This window comes from Anaerostipes rhamnosivorans (genome assembly GCF_005280655.1).
Classification (GTDB): Bacteria; Bacillota; Clostridia; order Lachnospirales; family Lachnospiraceae; genus Anaerostipes; species Anaerostipes rhamnosivorans.
In genome coordinates this window covers 417,615-437,650 of sequence record NZ_CP040058.1, presented here as the reverse complement: position 1 = coordinate 437,650, position 20,036 = coordinate 417,615, and the positions used below count along the sequence as shown (strand labels likewise).

18 protein-coding genes are annotated in these 20,036 nt (G+C 42.0%); all 18 read right to left on the bottom strand.

Going from position 1 to position 20,036, the window contains the following annotated elements; all coding sequences use genetic code 11:
- Positions 1-4 precede the first annotated feature (4 nt).
- The 18 genes from AR1Y2_RS02180 to AR1Y2_RS02095 all read right to left on the bottom strand — a co-directional run bounded on the left by AR1Y2_RS02180 (position 5) and on the right by AR1Y2_RS02095 (position 19,997).
- Positions 5-3,754 carry a tail fiber domain-containing protein gene (locus AR1Y2_RS02180; protein ID WP_137327491.1) on the bottom strand — a complete coding sequence of 1,250 codons (3,750 nt, stop codon included), beginning with the start codon at positions 3,752-3,754 and terminating at the stop codon, positions 5-7.
- The gene (locus tag AR1Y2_RS02175; RefSeq protein WP_137327490.1) at positions 3,754-4,464 is read right to left on the bottom strand and encodes a mtfA protein; all 711 of its coding nucleotides are present in this window, start codon (positions 4,462-4,464) and stop codon (positions 3,754-3,756) included. The genes AR1Y2_RS02180 and AR1Y2_RS02175 overlap by 1 nt, the downstream gene beginning before the upstream one ends.
- Before the next feature lies 1 nt (position 4,465).
- A complete protein-coding gene (locus AR1Y2_RS02170) occupies positions 4,466-10,117 on the bottom strand; it encodes a phage tail tape measure protein (protein WP_137327489.1) in 5,652 nt (1,883 codons plus the stop codon).
- 312 nt (positions 10,118-10,429) lie between these two features.
- Positions 10,430-11,098 carry a bacteriophage Gp15 family protein gene (locus tag AR1Y2_RS02165; RefSeq protein ID WP_137327488.1) on the bottom strand — a complete coding sequence of 223 codons (669 nt, stop codon included), beginning with the start codon at positions 11,096-11,098 and terminating at the stop codon, positions 10,430-10,432.
- The gene (locus tag AR1Y2_RS02160) at positions 11,098-11,493 is read right to left on the bottom strand and encodes a DUF6673 family protein (protein WP_137327487.1); all 396 of its coding nucleotides are present in this window, start codon (positions 11,491-11,493) and stop codon (positions 11,098-11,100) included. The genes AR1Y2_RS02165 and AR1Y2_RS02160 overlap by 1 nt, the downstream gene beginning before the upstream one ends.
- A 32-nt stretch (positions 11,494-11,525) precedes the next feature.
- The gene (locus AR1Y2_RS02155) at positions 11,526-11,777 is read right to left on the bottom strand and encodes an Ig-like domain-containing protein (protein WP_137327486.1); all 252 of its coding nucleotides are present in this window, start codon (positions 11,775-11,777) and stop codon (positions 11,526-11,528) included.
- Between the two features lie 16 nt (positions 11,778-11,793).
- Positions 11,794-12,297 (bottom strand): hypothetical protein, encoded by a 504-nt coding sequence (locus tag AR1Y2_RS02150; RefSeq protein WP_137327485.1) that lies wholly within the window; start codon positions 12,295-12,297, stop codon positions 11,794-11,796.
- Between the two features lie 3 nt (positions 12,298-12,300).
- Positions 12,301-12,732: a chloramphenicol resistance protein gene (locus tag AR1Y2_RS02145; protein WP_137327484.1), complete on the bottom strand. Its 432-nt coding sequence runs from the start codon at positions 12,730-12,732 to the stop codon at positions 12,301-12,303.
- Positions 12,729-13,055, bottom strand: a complete 327-nt coding sequence (locus AR1Y2_RS02140) for a minor capsid protein (protein ID WP_137327483.1) — start codon at positions 13,053-13,055, stop codon at positions 12,729-12,731. The genes AR1Y2_RS02145 and AR1Y2_RS02140 overlap by 4 nt, the downstream gene beginning before the upstream one ends.
- Entirely contained in the window at positions 13,052-13,471 is a 420-nt protein-coding gene (locus AR1Y2_RS02135) for a DUF6751 family protein (RefSeq protein WP_137327482.1), read from the bottom strand. The genes AR1Y2_RS02140 and AR1Y2_RS02135 overlap by 4 nt, the downstream gene beginning before the upstream one ends.
- Positions 13,468-13,839 (bottom strand): DnaT-like ssDNA-binding protein, encoded by a 372-nt coding sequence (locus AR1Y2_RS02130; RefSeq protein ID WP_137327481.1) that lies wholly within the window; start codon positions 13,837-13,839, stop codon positions 13,468-13,470. The genes AR1Y2_RS02135 and AR1Y2_RS02130 overlap by 4 nt, the downstream gene beginning before the upstream one ends.
- 50 nt (positions 13,840-13,889) lie before the next feature.
- Positions 13,890-15,317, bottom strand: coding sequence for a phage portal protein (locus AR1Y2_RS02125; RefSeq protein ID WP_243118826.1), 1,428 nt, complete (start codon positions 15,315-15,317; stop codon positions 13,890-13,892).
- A gap of 46 nt (positions 15,318-15,363) precedes the next feature.
- Positions 15,364-16,629 carry a PBSX family phage terminase large subunit gene (locus tag AR1Y2_RS02120; protein WP_137327480.1) on the bottom strand — a complete coding sequence of 422 codons (1,266 nt, stop codon included), beginning with the start codon at positions 16,627-16,629 and terminating at the stop codon, positions 15,364-15,366.
- Complete coding sequence (locus tag AR1Y2_RS02115) at positions 16,614-17,297, bottom strand: terminase small subunit (RefSeq protein WP_243118825.1); 684 nt, start codon at positions 17,295-17,297, stop codon at positions 16,614-16,616. Before AR1Y2_RS02115 ends, AR1Y2_RS02120 begins: the two co-directional genes overlap by 16 nt.
- 160 nt (positions 17,298-17,457) lie before the next feature.
- Positions 17,458-17,904: a hypothetical protein gene (locus tag AR1Y2_RS02110; RefSeq protein WP_137327479.1), complete on the bottom strand. Its 447-nt coding sequence runs from the start codon at positions 17,902-17,904 to the stop codon at positions 17,458-17,460.
- A 38-nt stretch (positions 17,905-17,942) separates the two neighbouring features.
- Positions 17,943-18,593, bottom strand: a complete 651-nt coding sequence (locus AR1Y2_RS02105; protein ID WP_137327478.1) for an ATP-binding protein — start codon at positions 18,591-18,593, stop codon at positions 17,943-17,945.
- 88 nt (positions 18,594-18,681) lie between these two features.
- Positions 18,682-19,458 carry a helix-turn-helix domain-containing protein gene (locus tag AR1Y2_RS02100; RefSeq protein ID WP_137327477.1) on the bottom strand — a complete coding sequence of 259 codons (777 nt, stop codon included), beginning with the start codon at positions 19,456-19,458 and terminating at the stop codon, positions 18,682-18,684.
- Positions 19,455-19,997, bottom strand: a complete 543-nt coding sequence (locus AR1Y2_RS02095) for a hypothetical protein (RefSeq protein ID WP_137327476.1) — start codon at positions 19,995-19,997, stop codon at positions 19,455-19,457. Before AR1Y2_RS02095 ends, AR1Y2_RS02100 begins: the two co-directional genes overlap by 4 nt.
- Positions 19,998-20,036: the final 39 nt, after the last annotated feature.

Genomic DNA, 20,036 nt, shown 5'->3' with positions numbered 1-20,036 from the left:
CAGCTTATTGAGCTGTCTGTTTGAGTTCCTTTATTTGTTTTTCTGCCTGCCAGAGTCGGGTTTGAAGGTCGTTTATGATTGCTTCCTGCATATCGATTCTGCTTATTTGATTATTCATATCTTTTCTATTTTTCTGTATCATGTGTGTATTTAAAGCTATCATTTCTTCATAACAGATTCCATACTCAGTTTCGTAATCTGGATTAATACCCATTCGCTCATTATAATCCTTTGCATCAACAGATGTTTCTCCATTAAGAGCATAATAAGAAGGATCCAAGTTTCTCTTTGAAAATGCTTTTCTAATTTGCTGCGCTCTAAAACCAAAGTGAGTTAATTTTGTTGGCTCATATCCTTCTAGAAATTGATATGCCGTTGGATTAAGAGACATGAAAATATCTTCATATTGTTCCAAAGAACTAAAACTTTCTTTAATTCTTTCATCTGACGTGGATATCGCTTTATTAGCCCAGACAGAAGATCCATAAATACGGGTCTGGTAACTATTATTTCCTAACGCCGTACTTTTTGTTGATCCAGAAATATAGTATCGTACAATATAATTAGACATCGTATTTGAATATAAACCATGTTCTCCTGTAACGTTCATATTGTGATCCTGTAATGCAATATTTCCATCCATGGTTAGATAACCGAGACGGGCATTACCTGATGTATTAAGATATTTTGTATTATCATTGGGGTTAAGCTGTATATTACAATGCATGTTCATTTTGCTGCCCCATATTCCAGTTACTTTAGAACTATCACCAACACCAACTTCACTACCTGTCCATCTTATTAAATTCACTTCAGAACCTTTAAGATAATTAGTTCCTGTAAGTCTTATATCGCCGCTAGTACCAATACCGTCGCCTCTGCAGAGAACCCCGCCACAAGTTATCATCCCATCACTTTCAAGAGTAATAACATTATCTGTTTCAATACTTGAACTAATTGTTAAAGCTGGACAGCTTATGTAATATGGATCAATTTTGATAACATCTGTCCATCCACTATCCGTAAACTCTGCACTATCATTTTCGCTTATTTTTATTGTTCTTCCACCGATTTCAACCCGCGTTAGATAAGCCCCGAATTCAGGATTCCATATATTTTCTTGCTTTGAATAGCGTGATTCATATAATTTAAGTTTTCCATTCTGTATAATCGTATTATTTGCTAAAGATCCATTTACTAGTTTCCCGGTTTCCATAGATTCATATGTTGTTGGTTTTGCAGTAAAACTACTGTATCCACTACTTCCTATAAAGGTTCCAGTAAAATTATCATGTGTAGAAGCGTTATAATTTTGAATATTACAAACTTGAGGCAGATTTTTATAAATTCCATTTATAGAAATATTCCATCCACCAATTTCCCCCGAATTAGCAGTAATATTACCAGAAAAACTTCCTGTTGCTCCGACCAGATTTATTCCGGTAATGGTACCAGTTGCCGTAATATCCTGTGCAAAGATACTATTTACATCCAAACTTGTAGCTGTGATAGACTCCGCAACGATGTGTTCCCCGGTAATTGTCCCTGCGGATATCTCATCACCAGTTATCGTGCCTGCTTTTATCTTATCCGCTGTAATGCTCCTTGCTTCGATCCTCGCAGCATTTAGTACCCCCACTGTGATCTTATTCGCATCCAAGCTTGCAATACATCCACTTGTTGCCGTAATTGTCCCCGCCTTTAACTTATCCGCAGTAATCGTATTTCCAAGGATCTCTGTCGCTGTGATCGTCGCAGCAGCTATCTCTCCAGCTGTGATCGACTTGGCAACCAGTTTATCTGCAGTGATCGTCCTAGGGGTCATAATCTCACCATTCAACGTTTCTACGTTCTGTGTCTGCAAAGCACCAGTTATATTGTTTAGGGAGTAAACGATGCTCTTGCTGCTTCCCCTGATCTCCAACCGTTCTACAGACAATGTACCCGAAGTAATCTTATTTGCCGCAAGTTCTACAATCTTGGCGCTTGTGATAGAACTATCTGCGATCTGTACGGTGTCAATCGCCCCTTTTGCGATCATTGCGTTTTTAATAACACCATCCGCAATATTCGCAAGGTCGATCTTTGCATAATTGGTATCCAGATATTTTGTATCGATACTGTTTGTTTCAAGATCACCGATCCTGGCAGATAGAGCGTTTAGGTTTGTAATCGTTGCAAACTCAGTTTTCATATCAACGGTTTTCATATAGTTTGATTCTAAAAATGAAGTTTTGACCGTTTCTGATTCCAGTTTTTTAATCGTTGCATTCGCGGCATTTAGATTCTCAATCGTCGCATACTTAGCGTCAAGATTTCCTACATCCAGGCTGTCGATCTGGGCCTGGAGCGCTGTAAAATGTTCGGCTGTAGCAGTCTGAAAGTCTGCCTGCTTTGCTTTCAGAGAGTCAAATTCTCCGGTCTTAAATAACACAAAATCTCCGCTTAAGTTAGAAATCTCAGCATTCGTAGATATGAAGTTCTCTGCAGTCGCAGTCTCAAAGTCTGCCTGTTTTGAGGTCAGTTGTTCTATAGATCCATTGACCGCAGTGAAATCTTGGATCACTAGGGTTTTGAATTCCTGGATTTCATTTGTGATCTCTTCAATCTTCCCGTCCGTTGTCTCCACATAACCTTCAAACCTACCAGTCACTTCCTGTACTTTGTCATAAATGACCGGATCTTTACGCTCCGTGAATACTTTTAAGGTTTTCCCCACTGTGATCGTATTCTTGCTCGGATCCGTAATATCGTAGCTGTACTTTTCAATGACTGGCAGGTCATCCTTAAAAACAATTGAATGAGGAACGCTGACCACTTTGACCAGATCCCCAAGTTTAAAATCATCTATATTCACATCCACCATGTGCAGGTCCAAGGCTGTTAGTTCCACAGTCAGGCTGGACTTCATATTTTCAAGAAGCCATTTTTCTCCTTCTGTATAAAGTTCGTTTGGAGATTTCTTGTCTGGGAATTCCTGCATTTTAATAATTTTCCCAAAGTAATTCACTGCCTCATCGCTTAGTATATAATCTTTTCCGTAAGTTTTCCCACCCACTACCGCATTTTTTACTGTGACCTTTTTATCACTTCCTCCAACCGGTACGACCACTGTACATACATCCGCCGAAACTAGTGTCTTTTTTAAGTCCAGCAGATTATAGCCAAACCGGATCTCCTGCCCGCTGAGGTCCCCGTACTGCTTCACCCAGTCAAGATATCTCTTCCCGTCCGCATACCGGATTCTTAAATATCCTTTGTATTTTTCAATGAGGTTTTTATTTATAAAATCCAACGGTTTTTCATAATTAAATGATATACTTGATATTTCTTCCTGATCAACGTCTATGATCCCTGGCTGGAACTGCTTATCTGCTCCCACCTGATTGTTATGCTCTTTTACAACCTCGCTGAAAATGTACCGGTTTGTTTGACGGATAAATGCACTGCTCCTGGGACGGAGAATCGTATCAACAAAATAAGAAAGTTCTCCTTCACATTTCAATGTTCCTGTATTATAAAAGTCCTTTTCCTCTGTAGTACTCCTGCCCCGGAAGATTAATTTTCCATCATCATAAACCGAAATGACAGATTTCATTGGACTGACATACTCATATCCCGGATTCTCGGTTGTGATGTCGAACTCAAAAGATCCTGTTTTATTTAATTCTAAGTCCAACTTAGCATATGGCAGGATAAAATGCTCATCCCTCGGATCATGAATCGTATGACCATCCACTTCTACTCTGTACATTACAGAACACCTCCCCTATAATCGATTGAGATACTTCCATTGCCAGAAATGATTAAATGATTGTTCCCTTCATGTGTATTTATATCAAATGCTCTCGATTTTCCTGGCGGAAGAGAAAAGGTGTTACCATTGTATTTCACTGTCATGGCTGTAGAGCACTCAATAATTGGAACCACAGGCATCCGGCGTCCCGGGATAATGACCTCCAAGCTGCCATTTACCTTCAAATCCTTGTATTCCCGGATGATACCGTTTACAAATGAAAGATCATCCCATCTCCATTTCTCCAAGGAAGAATACAATTCATATTTGTATGGGTCAACAGAGCCAGATAACACTACCTTACTTTCTTCCTTATCCGTTTTTTCTGTATCCAGCATAAGCCTTCCATAGTAATAAAAGGTCGTATCTATATCCAGGATGATCCTTAACCTCTGCCCATGAAGATAATCAGCAATCGCTGTGGTGACATCTGCCCAGTATATAAAATCTTCATCCCTTAAATTAAACTCCAAAGAAATATTCCTGTCTTTGTATTTTACATCTCCGCCTGTTAAAGTAGTTGTCAAATCAATACTGCCGTTACCTCCTGGCAGATCAACCAGATATGTCTTGGCCTCAGGAAAATCAATGGTTACACCGACCCATCCCAAGTTCCAATCCCTGTATGTATGTTTTTCTCCAATTCTAGCACCAAGCATGTTCCGCATATCAACCACCCCTTTCCTGATGCTTTGCAATTGCCTCAAATTCCTGATTTAAAAACGGGGCAGATCCCCTCGCAATCTCCCTGCCATTTAATGTAGTTACAAGTTCAATCTTCTCCGGTCCTGTATAAACCGTCTTTTCTATCTTCGTTGTATCGCTGCCACCTCCGGCATAAATAATCTGCGGCTGGACATTTGCCATGAATTTAGCAGACTGACGGGCGACTGCTGCCTGCAGTTTGTCTTGCAGTCTGGGAATGTTCATCTGTGCCTTCGCGAACTTCTCCGCCATGGTATCAGCCACATGTTCCATTTGTTTGTACAACTTTGGTGCTTCTTTTTCCTGTCCCTGTTCAGCTCCTTGGATATTATATTTTCCGATCTCAGCGAAAACACGGGACGGTGAATTGACTCCAAGTTTCTTTTTTGCCGCCTTAACTACCTTATTACAAATATCTCTTATCGTTTTATTCAGGTTTTTGGTCTCAGACTTCATGCCCTTCGCCATCCCCCTCATAATATTTTTACCGATATTCTTCATTTGTTTTTCAAGCCCGGCAGTGGCCTCATTTATCTTTTTAGAATATTCTTTATTTAGCCTCGAAATATCATCCGCAAAAAAGCTTTTTGAAAAATTTTCTGACATGGACTCCTGTTGTTTCCATTTATCAGTGTAAGCTTTCTGCTCTGCTGCCGACAGGGATCTAAACCATTCCATATATTCTGTAGCATCTTCTATATTCATCCCGAGAATATGCTCCATCATGCTGTCTGGTATTTTATTTTCCAATGCTTTTAGGTTATTCTGGTACTGCTTGATATCTGCAATATTCTGATCCAGATCATAAATGTTTCCATAAGACTTCTGCTTATCTTCTAAACCGTCCTGCAGACTTTTGATATGATCATAATCCTCTTGGAATTTTTTTGAAATCTCCTCAATTTCTTTTTCAGCCTTTGTAACAAGCTTCTTTGTTTCTGACGTAATAGCTTTAGTATAGGCACTAACAATTGATTTCCCAGCTTTTGTATAATCTTTGCTTTTGCTCTTATTTTGTTTCTTTAGCGCTTTTACCTGGTCATCCACAAGTTTTTTTATTGCTTTTATGGAAGAATCTTTTTTCTTGTTAAGAGTTTCCTCAAATTTATCTACAAACGTTGTCCCTGTCTGTTCAAATTTTCCAAAGGGATTCTTTGCTGCTTTTTCTAAAGACGCAATCATACTTTTGGTCGCAGAAACGACAGACTTCTGCTCCTTTTTGATTCCTTTGGCTATTCCCTTAGGGATATTACGTCCTACGATCTTATCAAATTTTATGGATGGAGAATGAATTTGTAAATCATTTCTAGCAGCATTTATACTTGCCTGTGTCATCTCCTTAGTGGCTTGTACTACTTTACTAGTATTTTTAGTAATTCCTACAGCCATGCCAAGTGGAAGATACTTACCTACCTGATCTCTAAATACACGAGATGGTGAGTGAGAGTCCGCTTCCTGATTTGCAGCATTTTTTGCTTCTCTAATAACCTTTGCTGCTGCTACAGATACAACTGCTGAATTATTATTGATTCCAGATGCTATCCCTTTTGCAATATTCTTTCCTACGCTTGTAAATCCACTGACACTCACACTTTTTGCACCATTGACAGCAGTTTGTGCGGCAGTTTTTATTTTCCCTTTATTTGCTGTTACACCACTTGCAGTTTTATCTGATAGTTCTTTTCCTTTTGCAGCAACTTGACTACTTTTAGATGTGATGCCTGAAGCATATGCTTCTCCTGCTTTAGCTCCCGCAGACTTATATCCAGATGTGTTTTGTAAAGCCTTTGTACCTGCTTTTTTGACTGTTTCTCCAGCAATTTGGGCTTTATTGGCAGTTGCAAGCAATGTAGAAATAAAGCTACCTCCGAGTAAGTTAGCCTCCTTCTTCATCGTTCCGCCGGAAGCCCCCTCTTTGGCCTTCTTTTTGTATGCACCGCCGGCTGTTTTGGCTCCCCCTGCCTGTTCTGTCAAAGCCATGTTAAATGACTTTCCTAAATTAATTCCATTTGGAGCCATCGTTCCACCGGACGTAGCTTCAATTGCCGTCGTCTTTAAACTACCCGCCGAAGTATCAACATATGAAAGTATTGGCATAAAACCATTAGCATATGACATCCCCGTGACCCCGGCTTCCGGAGAAAGATCAGTATTCACAGACTGCTGTAATTGTGTTTTAAATAAATCTGTTGCTGTTTGCAATAATGGTAATCCTAAAGTAATACCATTTCCAAACGTTTGTACAACATTTGTACCACCCGACGTTGTATCTATATTCTCTGTATTTTGTTTTACCGTATCAGTCATCTGATTGGAAGATTCATCAACAGCAAACATATTCTGCATCATTCCGTTACCAAAGGATAAAGGAACCTGCTTTGCATCTTCAGACACAATATTTTTTATCCCCGACATCGCCTGCTGTAAAGAAATGTCTCCATTATTTAATTTCGCTACAAGATCTTTTACAGATTTATCTCCAGCTAGTCCAAAATTTGTAATCATTGAATCGAAGTTTATGTAGTCTTGCAGCTGTTTTACTGCTTCACTCGGTGCCATCTCACCAGAGGCTATCCCTTTGGAAATTTCTTTTGGGATCTTTACACCATTTTGAAAAGCAGTATTTGCAAGTTGATCAAATTTGATTAATGCCTGTATTTGTTCGATAGATTGCGGTACTGCGTATTTCCCATTAGCAATACCTTCTGTGAGTTTCTTTGGTATTTCAACTCCAGCTAACCCTGCTTTATTAATAGCGTCTTGAAAATCGCTTAAGTTGCTCATCTGCTTTATAGCATCTTTGTAAGAAATGCTTCCTGATGCTATCCCTTCTGACAACTTCTTTGGGATATCGATTCCTGTATCCTTTGATTTTGCAATCACATCTTTTCTTAAAGTATCTAAATCTATTAGTTTCAGAAGGTCTTTTCCGGTTTGAGGGCCCGCATATATTCCATCCTGGATTCCTTTTCCAATAGACTCTGGAATTTCTTTAGCCTTTATTCCAGCTTCTTTTGCAAGTTTATTTATATTAGCTGTATATTCAGCAAAATTCTCAGATGCTATTTCTTTCTTTCCAAGACTATCGTATTCTCCATTCAGCTCTTTTAGTTTTTTCTTGGTTTTATCAACTTTATCAGTAATATCCTTATATGCCTGCTCTGCCTTAATTGCTTCTTTCTGGGCTTTTGCAAAAGCTGCTTCTTCTACTTTTCCATAACCACTGTCTTTACTTTTCTGCTCTGCATCGCCCATTTTTTTCTTGGCCTTTTGCAGATCTTCATAAGCTGCTTCCTGTTCTTTTATATATTTTTCTTGCTTCTCTTCAGTCTCGACAATATCATCTATTGTTTTTTCTTGTTGTTTTGCATATGCTTTCGCCTTTAACAGCTCTTTTTGTGCCTTAATATTCTTTCGTATAGAACTTGTTGACTTATTGAGCTTATCGTTTTCTGCATCGTAATTTAAATTTAAATCCGGAAGGACCTCATTAAGTTGATCTACAATTGTTTTGATTTGTTTTTTCTGGCCTGTCGATTTATTTTCAATCTTTGTAAGCTGCTGTAACTTTTGAAATAACTTATCTGCCTTTTTTCCCTCTTGCCCAGCTGAATGAATTGCCTCATCTCTTGCTTTTTTATTTTCCTGTAGTTTTTTTGTTAGATCCTGGTAACTCTTATTTACAGATTTTTGTCTAGAAACAACGCGTTTCTCAAGTTCACTAGTTCTGTCTACAGTCAAATTATAAGCAACAATCCCCGCAGCCAAAGCTCCGATTGCAATTACTGCAATTCCAATTGGCCCTCCGAGAGCTGCAAGAGCTTTACTGCACAGTAGAGTTGCTGCTTCCGCCGCTTTCATTTCTCCACTTACAACTGACAATGCCGTCTTTAACAGCGTTGTTGTCACTGTAGCTGACTCCGTTGCTGTTTTTGCTGCATCAATTGCAGATACTACGCTTTTAACTATCAAAAGTGTTTTAACTGCTGCTACAGTTGATGCAATTAAAGGAAGAATAATCTTAAAATTTTCTGCTATAAATCCCAAAGACTTCGCTAAAACAGTAATTCCCTTATCTGCGACCTGGATCAGTATATTGCTAAGGTTTCTAAATGCAGTCCCCATTTCCTTGGGAAGAACATCAGCGATTCCCCCTGCCAGGGATTTTACCAATGACTTTGCAGCACTCTGGATCTTAGGTCCGTTCTTTACGAGCCCCGAGATGAATGCTTTCACAACTTGCGATGCCGTCTTGATAAGCGTTGGTGCCTGCTTTGCCACGTCTTCTGCCAGATTTGCAAAAATAGAACCCAGCTCACCGGCCAGCCCCTCAAGTCCCTTTTTGTCAAAGACTTCCTGCAGCTGGTCCACATAGCCGGATACAACATCTATAGCTTCGCGGATAGGATTATTCACATTATCAAAAATAGAAATCCCCAGCTGGCTGAATTTATTGCTCAGCGTAGATATCTTGTTTTCTGTAGTCTCATACTGCTGCCCAGCTTTATCCTGCAACGCTGTATTGTCGCTCCACGCCTGATTTCCAGCTGCCAAAGTTTCCGTAAACGTACCCGATGCCTCGGCTGCTTTTAAAAGCGTATCCTGCACCTGTACATCAGACAGTCCCAAATTCTCCAGCGTTTTAACTGTATTGCCGCCGTTCTGGTTTATCTGGTCCAGGCCTTGAAGAAAAGAGCCCACGGCCCCTGCCGCATCCTCCTGAAAAGCTTTTTTAAACTGTTCTGAGGAGGTTCCTGAAATTCTTGCAAATTCGTTCAGATCATTTCCGCCACTGGCCGCGGCCTGGTTCATCTTTGAAGTCAGCTGAGAGAACGCTGTGCTTCCTGCTTCTGCTTCCTGACCTGCTGAACTTAAGATACCTGCGAATGACAGAATCTCAGTTTCTGACATGCCCGCCTCATGTCCTGCACCAGCGATCTCGACAGCCATATCCGTAATTTTTTTCTCCGACGTATCGAGCTGGCCGCTGAGGGCTACAACTGTCGATCCCAGGCGGCTGAATTCAGTTTGGGGCATCTGTGTAATGTCTGCCAGCTTTGACAACGATGTCGCGGCTTCTTCTGTGCTCAAGCTTGTGGAATCCCCAAGCTGTATCATCGTCTTCGTAAATCCAAGAATTCCATTACTCTTGATCCCAAGCTTTCCGGCCTCTTCCGCCACCGCTGCAATCTCACTTGCGCTCTCCGGCAGTTCTTTAGACATATCCAAAATGCCTTTGCGCAGCTGCTCCATTTCTTTGTCAGAAGCATTGACTGTCTTTTTGACTCCTGCAAAAGCATTCTCAAACGTTATTCCTGTCTTTACCGCCGCTGTACCTGCATCTACCAGGATTTGTGTAGTCTTGCGGATAACTTTTTTAGCTCCGCCCATTCCTGACTTCAAAGCATTTTTTGCTATACCCGATGCTGCTTTCCAGTGTTCTCCTACCTTCTTTGAACTGTTCTGGGACTGCTTTTCTGTATCTTTAAAGGATTTCTGCCCCTGAGCCGACGCTTTTTCTGCTTCATTCCCTGATGTCTTTGCCAGCCGGCTCCAGTCTTTTTCTATTTTCTCTGTATTCAGTGCAACTTCTATCTCAATTTTATTGTCTGCCAAAATATTCACCTGCCTTGTAATGTTTGTTTCGTATCAAAAGATCTTGCTATTTGACACTTCGCAAACCTCAGCCCGGCAGGCGACAGTGACTATTCGCTTCTATAGTCTTGTGATTCTTCATTCGAGGGCAAGAATCTCTATCCCCTTATGTCTTATTACATGATACTGATACCGTCCCCACTCACGTTGTTTTTATGACTGCGGACAATTTTATGGGAGAATAAGAAAAGCACCCAGATCTTTCCTGGATGCTTTACTAAAGATATTCTCTTTATCATCTTAACTGTTTCTTCTTCGCTTGGTACTCTCATCCTAATTCAGCAGATGTGAAAGATCTCCTCCGTTCAAAAGAGCCTGTGTCACTTCCGCTTCCAGAGCCCTGTCTTCCTCAGATATATTTCCTGGCAGCTTGTAGATTTCCTTCATCTTTTTATAAAACTTCTTTTGTTCTTTATCCATGCCAGCTGTATCTGCCGCTCTGTATCCCATGATCTTTGAGATCAGGCAGTCTTCTTTTAACCCAGAAAACATGGCTGTGAATTTCCACCAATGCAGGTGTGCAGAGTTCAGATCTTTGCCGTACTGTTCTAAAAAAGCAGCATAGATGTAATCTGCATCATAAGTAAAACTGTAGATCTGTGACTGTTTTTTCCCCTTCCCAGACTGCTTCTGTTCCTCTGTCTTTCCGCACTGGTAAAACCAAAGCATCTGGGAAATTGCCCCTTCAAGGTCTTCAGGGATCACGGGATAGTATAAAGCCAATCCGCTGTTGTACTTGGCAAGCAGACTGGCTTTTTCATGATCCCCCTCAAATTCCGGAATATTCATCAGTTCCTCTATAAAGAGCTGCTGTTCCTCCGTAATGTTCTTATCCTGAATCATTTCCTCAAAGAGAACAGATACACGGAAGTCAGAATTGATCTTATACTTCTTTCCTCCCACCAAGACATGTTCCGGAAGACCATCTGTCAAGATATTCATTATCTCTGTCCTTTTTCACGCCTTTGTTCCCTATTAAGACCTGCCGCTGTTCCAAACTTTGCTGTCTCCTGTTCTGCAAAATTTGTAAAGCCTTCTTCCTGCTGCTGTTTCATCTTTACGATCTTTCCAAAGGCTTTCAGATGCTCTTCAATATCCGGTTCACCGCCAAACATCTTCTGCGACGCACCCTCTCCGAAGATCTCATCAAACATCTCGTCAATATAGCCGCATTCCCTGCGGATAATCTCCGGGTCAGTCTCATTCTCCCCGCTCTCTCCAATCTCCTGAAAACATTTGCCTGCTTGTTCTACTGCAGCATGAAACCGCTCCATCATATCTGCGTTTGTAATACTGAACTTAAACTCTGCGTCATTCCACTTAAATACTTTTGCCATGTTTCTCTCCTCCATGTTCACTTATCTGTTTTTTATTCTCCCGCCGGTTCTGTCACTGTCACCGTACATAAAGCTGTTTTATTTCCGTCTGTTGTTTTGACTGTGATGTCCGCGCTTCCTGCTGCAATACCTGTCACTTCTCCGGTGTCAGATACTGCTGCCTTTGTCTCATCACTGCTGGACCATGCCACTGATTTGTCCGCTGCATCCGCAGGCTGTACCGTTGCCACAAGGGTTTCTTTCGCCGCAACCTCAAGGGACAGCGTTGTTTTATTCAACGCCACCCCTGTTACGGCTGTGTCAGGGTGTTTCGCCCTTCTCTGTAAAAGTAAGCCCCTTTGTATCAAAAGTACCTTCCACGACGTCACCGACGCCAAGCAGGTTTCCCTCACAGGTCATCTCTCCGTCTTCATTTCCGAAAGAGGATACCTCCACGGCTACATGAATTTTTCTTGCATGGTAGGTATCTCCGGAATCCCCAACCTTCTGGTCCAGATCCACGATGATATAGTTTGTTTCTGCTTCTGCTCCCGTCTTCTGAAGCTCCCCAATCTCACAGATATACTTGATCGCTTCTTCTGTTTTGATCTGATCCGCGGTATAAGGTGCCTGCCATTCATACCCTGTGATCGCCTTTGATGTAGATTTATCATTGATATATCTCTTAGAGCTGGTCTGTGCTCCCGGCTCCTCGTTGAGGTCAGTAAAGCCTGCGCCCATAAGCACAAACTTTGGTGTATCCTCCTTTCCAATATCTAAATAATTTGCCTGCATCCTTCTCTGTCTTACACTTTTTAATGCCATTTGTTATACCTTCCTTTCCTGATAATAAAGAAAGCGGCACTGAATCTGATATCTCGCTTTGCTAAGCTCTGTATCAAACGCATAACCGCTTGTGATTGCTTCGATTTTTATTGCTTCCTTACCCTCCTCCAACTCAGGGAAAATCCCTGCGTCAGAGAATTGTTCCAGCCAGTCAGAAAAGTGTTCATAAAATCCGATATTATCAAGATTTTGTCTCACTTCCTCCCCGTAGGCCTGCCGGCTGGCAAAATTAAAGAGATACTGCCTCTTTGTATTTCCAACAATATCTCTTTTTAAAACTGTCTCGGACGGAACGGATTCTATAGAATAATACGCTGTGTTGCCTCCAAGATAATCCACCCCGATCCCCTTATAAAATTCATCCAGGTACGGGCACTGTTTTACGATCTCCCGAATTGCCTCTACTGCTGTCATACCGGCTTTCCTCCTATAAATTTCGCCACGGACACTGTAACTTCCCGGCCCCGGTCACTCCAGGCACGCTTATCCCAGAGTTTTCCCCGCAGCCCTCTGCCTTTGTTTCCATAATACTGTTTACGTGCGTACGGCATGATATATGTAATCCGGTCAGCTCCTTCCACGGCTGTATTTTTCAAACTGCCTGTGAGCATGGGGACATATGGATCCATGATCTTCTGTGTTTCGTGGACAAAAAATCTCTGTGCCGCACCGTCCGGTTTTAGCTTCATATCTGCTAGGATTTTATCGGCGGACTGAATATGTATATTGGTTTTCATTCTGCCGTCACCTTCCAGTGTTGAATTTCAATACTGCCGCTGTCATTGGATTCTACCATTGCAGCGGTGCGGACCTCACCGCAGATATTTTTTAGATATTCCTCATCCTTTGTACTGCCCAGTTCAGTCTCTGTGATACCCCGTACCAGCAGATCGCCTGCTCTGAACGTAAATATCCTGCTTTTGTCCGCCTCTGCCATAAAATTTTCCGGCTTCCGGTACTGTTTTTCTGTCTCCACAGTAAATGGAATGTAGACCTCTGCCACATCTGCGCTTGCCATCCCCTTCCCGTCCGGCTGCACTGCCGTCGTATCCTGCCAGTTTATGCCTTTTAAGACTGTTCGGTAATACCGGTTTGTCCCTGTATCCCGGTCATAAACCTTGTTGTAGATGGTCAGATCTGTATTTGTGATCATTGCCGCACCCCCCGGTTCAACAGCCCGGTGTGGACAAGGTATGGATAAGCCGCTGTATACTGTTTCTTTTCTCTGGTCCTTTCCTTGATCTGTCCGTCCTGCTGTTCTGTGACATAAGAGACAGAGACTTTTCCCACTGTCTCTGATTTCACTTCTTGTCTGCCTGTATCCCCCTGATACATTACATCTGCAACCGCACATGCTGCCATCCGGATCTCTTCCGGAATCTCTGTATCATGCACTCTGCCAAACGTAATGTAATCGATATAGATACCAGCCTTTAACATCTCACTTAAAAACGCAGATTCCGGTATCACAATGCCGTGGAATTGTTCTTTATAATAGTTATAGTCTGCATATTCTGTCATACCTTATTACCTCCTTTCAGGCTGCCGTCTCATCCGGTCTTCCCCTGCTGTTACAAATCTTCTGCCCCTTGTACTTTTAAGCTGTCTGCAGAGCCGCCTAAATTTTTCTCGTAGTTTAATGACTTCGATTCGGTCAATGTATTTTCTTCCTGGCTGTCTGGCTGTTTAGGCATCATTTTAAGAGCTTCTTCTTCCGACACCCCGTACTTTTTGGCCACATACAATTCTTTGCGGATGAAGCCCTCTGCTGCATCCTGCTGCATAGATAAGAGTTCCTTCTCCTTATCAATGACAATGGAATCATCCCAGTTAAAGGATACCTCATAGTCTTTCCTGCCTGACAGCCCGCTAAGCTGTGCCAGCACTTCCATGGCATAGACTAGATGTTCCAGTGCTTTCTGCAAAGTCTTCTGAATATCCGAAACTGTGCTGTATGATCTCTGCTTGCTGGCTTTGATTTCCTCTGCCGTTTTATCCACATTCTCTGGATTACTCAGCGTTCCGTATGCTAAACCGCAGTTGAACTCAATGCGCCGCAGAATGTTATTAAATCCGTTAAACATACTCACATCCCGGATCGCAGGAGAGTATATCTTATATTTCTCATTGTTATCGTCCATATCCATCATGCGGAACAGCCTTTCCCTTCCTTTCGGTAGTTCCCACTTTCCTGTCCTGCTGTCCCTCTTAAACATTGTATTATCCACATCCAAAGCGAGTTCTGCACCTTCGTATTCCCAGATGATCCTCGACCACTGCCGGTCTGCCTCCTTGATGTCACTGACAGCTCTGGAATAAATGGACACACCCAAGGGCGACTGGTCGTCAATATTATTGGCGCTGGGAACTTTGAAATAAGAGAACAACGGCTTTTCAACATTCTCTATTCTGATCTCCGGCTCCAGTTCCGCCCATTCCTTCACCTTGGAAAGCGGGATCTCCTTTCCAAGACTCTCTGAGACATCTTTATCATTTTTCACATAGGCTTTGTTGTAAATAACATAATCACTTTTCTTCCACTCATGGTATTCAAGTCTTGTAAAAACCTGTTTCCCCCTGTTCTGTGTCTCTGCAAATACAGCCGACGTTATTTCTCCTCTGCTGTTATATCCTGTAGGAAAGAACCTGTCTGCCTGCACAGTGTCGACTTCAATGTGACCCTCATACACATACGGTTTAAAGACAAGTCCCCCTTTTGCACATCCATACTCGCAGTATCTGCGAATCTCTTTGATTACTTCCTGATACTCCTGATTCAGAAATTCATCCCCGGAAATCTCCGTCTGCAGTTCCAGTGTGACAAGCCTTGCCATCTCTCCTGCCACTGCAGCCGGAAGGCCGCAGCTTATTACATCTTTTTTCAGCCATGGGGCTTCATTTTCATACATCATTGACCAAAGCTCAATAGCCTGCCCCATACGGTCTGACACCGAAACATCAACGCCGATGGCATCCTTCACCATTTCTTTTCCTAACATTTTTCTTATCACCTGCCCTACTCTTTCCAAAACCTGTAACACCTTATCAACCCCATTTCCGTTCTCTTTTAACAATTGTATATATAAAGTACCGGACTGCATCCATGCAATGGTCATGCTGTTTTACCGGCCTGTCTTCGCCTGACTCTCTGGCCTTTTCATCCCATATATAGGAAGCAAACTCCTTAATCGTCTCTTTACACTCCCCTAAGAAAAAGAGAAGGCCAAGATTCAGCATGCTGCCTGTAAACCGTATGCCGTCCAGTACATCATTGTTTGCTTTTTTTATCCGGAACTTCCTCCTCTTCAGTTCTGCTATAAACGAAGCAGCGGCGGGATCTACGATCACCCGGTCAATGTCCAGCCCGTCCGCAAATTCCTCCAGATCATCTGCATACTGGCTGTCTGTCTTTTGGCAGTGATGCTCCCTGCCGGAATAATAATATTCTTTGCAGCAGATCCATTGTCCTGAGAGACTCCTCTGCCACAGCAGGAACACCGTGGCATTCTGGGTCCCGTAGTCAATACTGATATATTTGCTTCCTGCCATTTCCGGCAGAGACTGGATCACATGTTTTGAATGGTCAAACATATCATAGATGATCCCTTCCGCAGCAGACCACAACCCCAGAATATATCTTTTATAAAACATTCCGCTGTACATGGAACAATACCTTCTTTTTACATTCTTCTCCAGAGAAAGATTGTCTTCCATTGTAAAATGCAGATAAATTAGATGCTTTTTTTCCTTCTGATCAATCCAGTTGGTTTTAAACCAATGATACGGCCCGTCCGGATTACAGTTAAACCAAAACTTTGATCTGCTGACAGAGCACCGCCCGGTGGCCTGGTTTACAAAAGACTCCGGCATCAATGCAGCTTCGTCAAAAAAGACTCCGGCCAGGGTGATTCCCTGGATCAGATCCTGGCTCCTTTCATCTTTGCCGCCAAACATATAAAAGTAATTCTCTTTTCCTTTCCTTTCAATAACCAGCAGGTTATCGGCTCTGTGGTCTTGTGTTCTATAACCGCGGCTTTTCAGCATCAGCTTCAGCCAAAACAAAACATTGCGCCGGAAGGATCCTATTGTTTTCCCGCACATGGCAAAATTCTGTCCCTCAAAGTTTTCCATGGCCCATATGACAAAAGAAAGAGACATACACAAGGTTTTCCCTGATCTGATGGCTCCGTCTGCTATAACTCCGTCCTGTCCGCTGACTGGGGATCCTGGCAGCCACCAAGTTAAAACCTGTTTCTGTTTCTTGGAGAACGGACGGAATTGAAATGCAGCTTGTTTTATTCTTCTGTCCATACATCGGTCACCTCAGCTTTCAACGCATCTATAAAGCCGTCATCTTCTGTTTCCGCTTTTTCCATTTCCATATGCTGCACCAGCCAATCCATGGCTTTCATCTGGTCCAGAAGTTTCACCTTTGCACCGTTTCTGCTGACTGAGATCTCAGAGATCAGGCTTCCGTCTACCTGGGAAGAATCTTTAAGATCAATAAAGTTAGGGCTTTCCTCTGCACTGCCTTTGCCGAAAGTAACATAATCGGTGATATTTGAGAAAGCAATATCCATGTATTTTTGAAAAATATCTTCCTCACTCAGCATCTCTCGGTTCAGTCTGGCTTTCTTAAGCCTCTGGATCTCCCTTCTGACTTTGGGATTTTCCATAAGCCTGTACGCAATGGAAGCTGCTGTTCTATAATCGACATCATAAGCTTTTTGATATGCCTTGGTGGCATTAAAACATTTGATATAATAGAGGCAGAATCGTTGCTGTTTGTCTGTCAACTCTTCATTCTTTATGACTTCTTCCACTTCCGGATCTGTAACTTCTTTCGTTTTCTGCTTTTCTTTATTTTCCGCAGGACATTCGTTTTCCCAGCCTTGGGTATCTTTCCATCTCCGCACAGTACTCGTTGACTTCCCTATTTCCGCCGCTATATCTTTTAGGTTTACACCTTTTTTATACATCTCTTCCGCCTTTATTGAATCCGGACTTCTGCTCCTTGGCACTATTTTACACCTCTCTATCATTGTATTCACAAGAAAAGCACCTGATTTAAAATCAGATGCTTCCCTGCTCATTATCTTGTCTTCTTTTCTAGCATAACTATACCATTTTTAATCTATACTATTCTATCCTTTTCTGTACTGTCTTCTCCAATGGAAAGTTACGAAGTGCTTCACTGTGCAGTTCATGTGTCCTATTCCAGCTATAACCGATTCTTGTGCATATATCATTCCATTCTTTAAAGTCAATATATCGGAGCCATAGGATACGGCTCTGAATCCCATCGTCCATATCAATAATCCTCTCCTCAATCTCTGCCCTGATGCCATAATTCTCTCTTTTTGCCGCATTGATCTTCTCTAAGATCGTTTCCAGGCGGACCATCCAATCGGACAGATCAGCTGTCCCAGCTGCTCTTGGCATATCTGTGATCTCCGGGCTTCTGGCACCCTCGATCTCTGCTCTGATGGACTTCTCCTGCTCACACAAGGACAGCCATTTCAAATGGGATTTTTTATACCTTGTTAAATATTTCTTTTTGGCTTCATTCATCTCTTTTTCTGTCAAACCACATGTTCCTTTCTCTACTATCCCTGTTTTTGTCCTCATCCTTTGCTGCTACGCTCCACTTTAGCCAGCATCTCTTTGTTTTTTTCAAAGGCAATCTGTTCCCTTACACTTTCCTCTGGAAAACCTATAATATAAGATACTTCTTCTATACGGCTAGTAATCCTGTCATCATATCTTAACCGCATCAAAGAATAATTGCTGGTAAATATGGTTACTTTGCGGTCCACATATCTTCCATTGATGATCTGATAGAATTTCTCATTTATCCATGCAGCTGCCTGCTCCGTGCCAAAGTCATCAATGATCAGTATCTCTGTCTCCTGGAGCTGGTCCAATAAACTGCTCTCAGATAGGTTATTTTCCCTATCCCATGTTCTCTTGATTTCTTGAATGATCTCCGCAGATAATGCAAACTTTACCTGATACCCCCTGTCAACCAGCTCATTTGCTATGCTGGCAGCCATTCTGGTCTTACCGCTCCCTTTTGCTTCGGAAAACAGATACAGCCCTCTGCCCTGTCTGTACTCCTGGTCAAAATCATGTAAGTACTCCGCAATACACTTGCAGGCCAGCTGGATCATAATGCGGCTATGCTCCGACTTATATACAGATGTATTAAAAGTATTTAAACGCATACTGTAAAAAGCCGCAGGAATATTCGCAAATGCCAGCCTTCTCTGATTCATCTCTTTTTTCCTGCATTGGCATTCGGAAAAATATTCCCTTCCATTCTTTATACTCTTGATCCAGCCGGTATCCCTGCATGCCGGACAGTTAAAAACCTTCAAATTTTCCTTTGAACCCCCTGTCTCGAGCGATCCTGACGAGATCACATGTACCGCTCTCATCTTTTGAATCTGTTGTTGCAGGGTCATACTCTCCACCTCTCTTATTGTCATAGTTCCCGTCCAGGACTTTCACCATATTGCTGTATGATGTAAGCCAATCAAAGTTTGCTGACCAATTTCTGCTGTTTTTCCCTTTCAGAAAATCACTGGATTCAGCTTTATAAAAAACTTTCTTCATCTCCTCCATACCATAGGTCCTCAATCTTGCCTTAACTGCCCTCCGCCTTCTGTCCGAGAGCTTTGTACATCTGGGAAATGAAACGCAGATGGTGTTATACAGCTCCTGTATTTTTTTACATTCCCTCTCTTCTGTAATCTGTTTCGTTTTGTTCTGTTTATATTTATTATTGTGTTCATGGTCTGGTTCATCCTGCAGTTCACATTCCAACTGCCGCTTCGGTACATCATCAAATGTATTTCTGTATTGCAGCGATATCATCTGGTAACATGCAGAACGGTTTCCGCCCCGGCTCTTCCATTTGATCAGTCCGTTTTGCTCCAATCTATTTCTAGCCCTTTTTATGGACTGTGCATTTAACCCTGTTTTTAGTTCCAAGACCGATACAGCCACTGTAAATTCTTGCTTCCAACCTGTTTTATTTGCTATGTGCATCAATGCATGCCATAAAACAATAGCAGGTGGGGGAAGCGGATTTATTTCCAGCTGATCATAAAATGCTCTGATCTCTAATATGTAATTCACCGGCGCCACCTCTTTTCCATTCGGCTTATCTTTTCTGGCGACGCGGTCTCAATTCCCAGTTCTTGAGCCTCCTTGACTGTATTTTCTATCAATTGGGACATCTGGACCGTATTATAAGTATGAGATCCTGCGATGACGATATAAGAGCGGAATACCGTACCATTTTGGTTGACAATTGTCTTTTCTGTGGGCGCCAGGTGTAAATGTTCCAACTCATTCACATCTATGTCATCTCTCATAATTAATTCCCATAAGTGTCCATGGACTATCTCATACTGTCCATATTTTCTCAACATTTGGTTTTTCATATATGCCGTACTGGTTCCTAAGACATCAGCCATTTCGGATACCAACACATGAAAATATGCATTGGCATTCCGGCTTCTTTTTTTCTTATATTTTACAATCTTTACATCCACCTCTTTTCCGCTAAGATCCTCATACTCTTGTAAAATATCCCTTTTCATAGAAACAGTTATGAGGAAATACCCTGTTGTCATATCTTTTGAAATACCCTTTAAACGGCCTGTAAATTCCATACTCTGATCCCTTTTCTTTATTTGATGCTCATTGCCCGT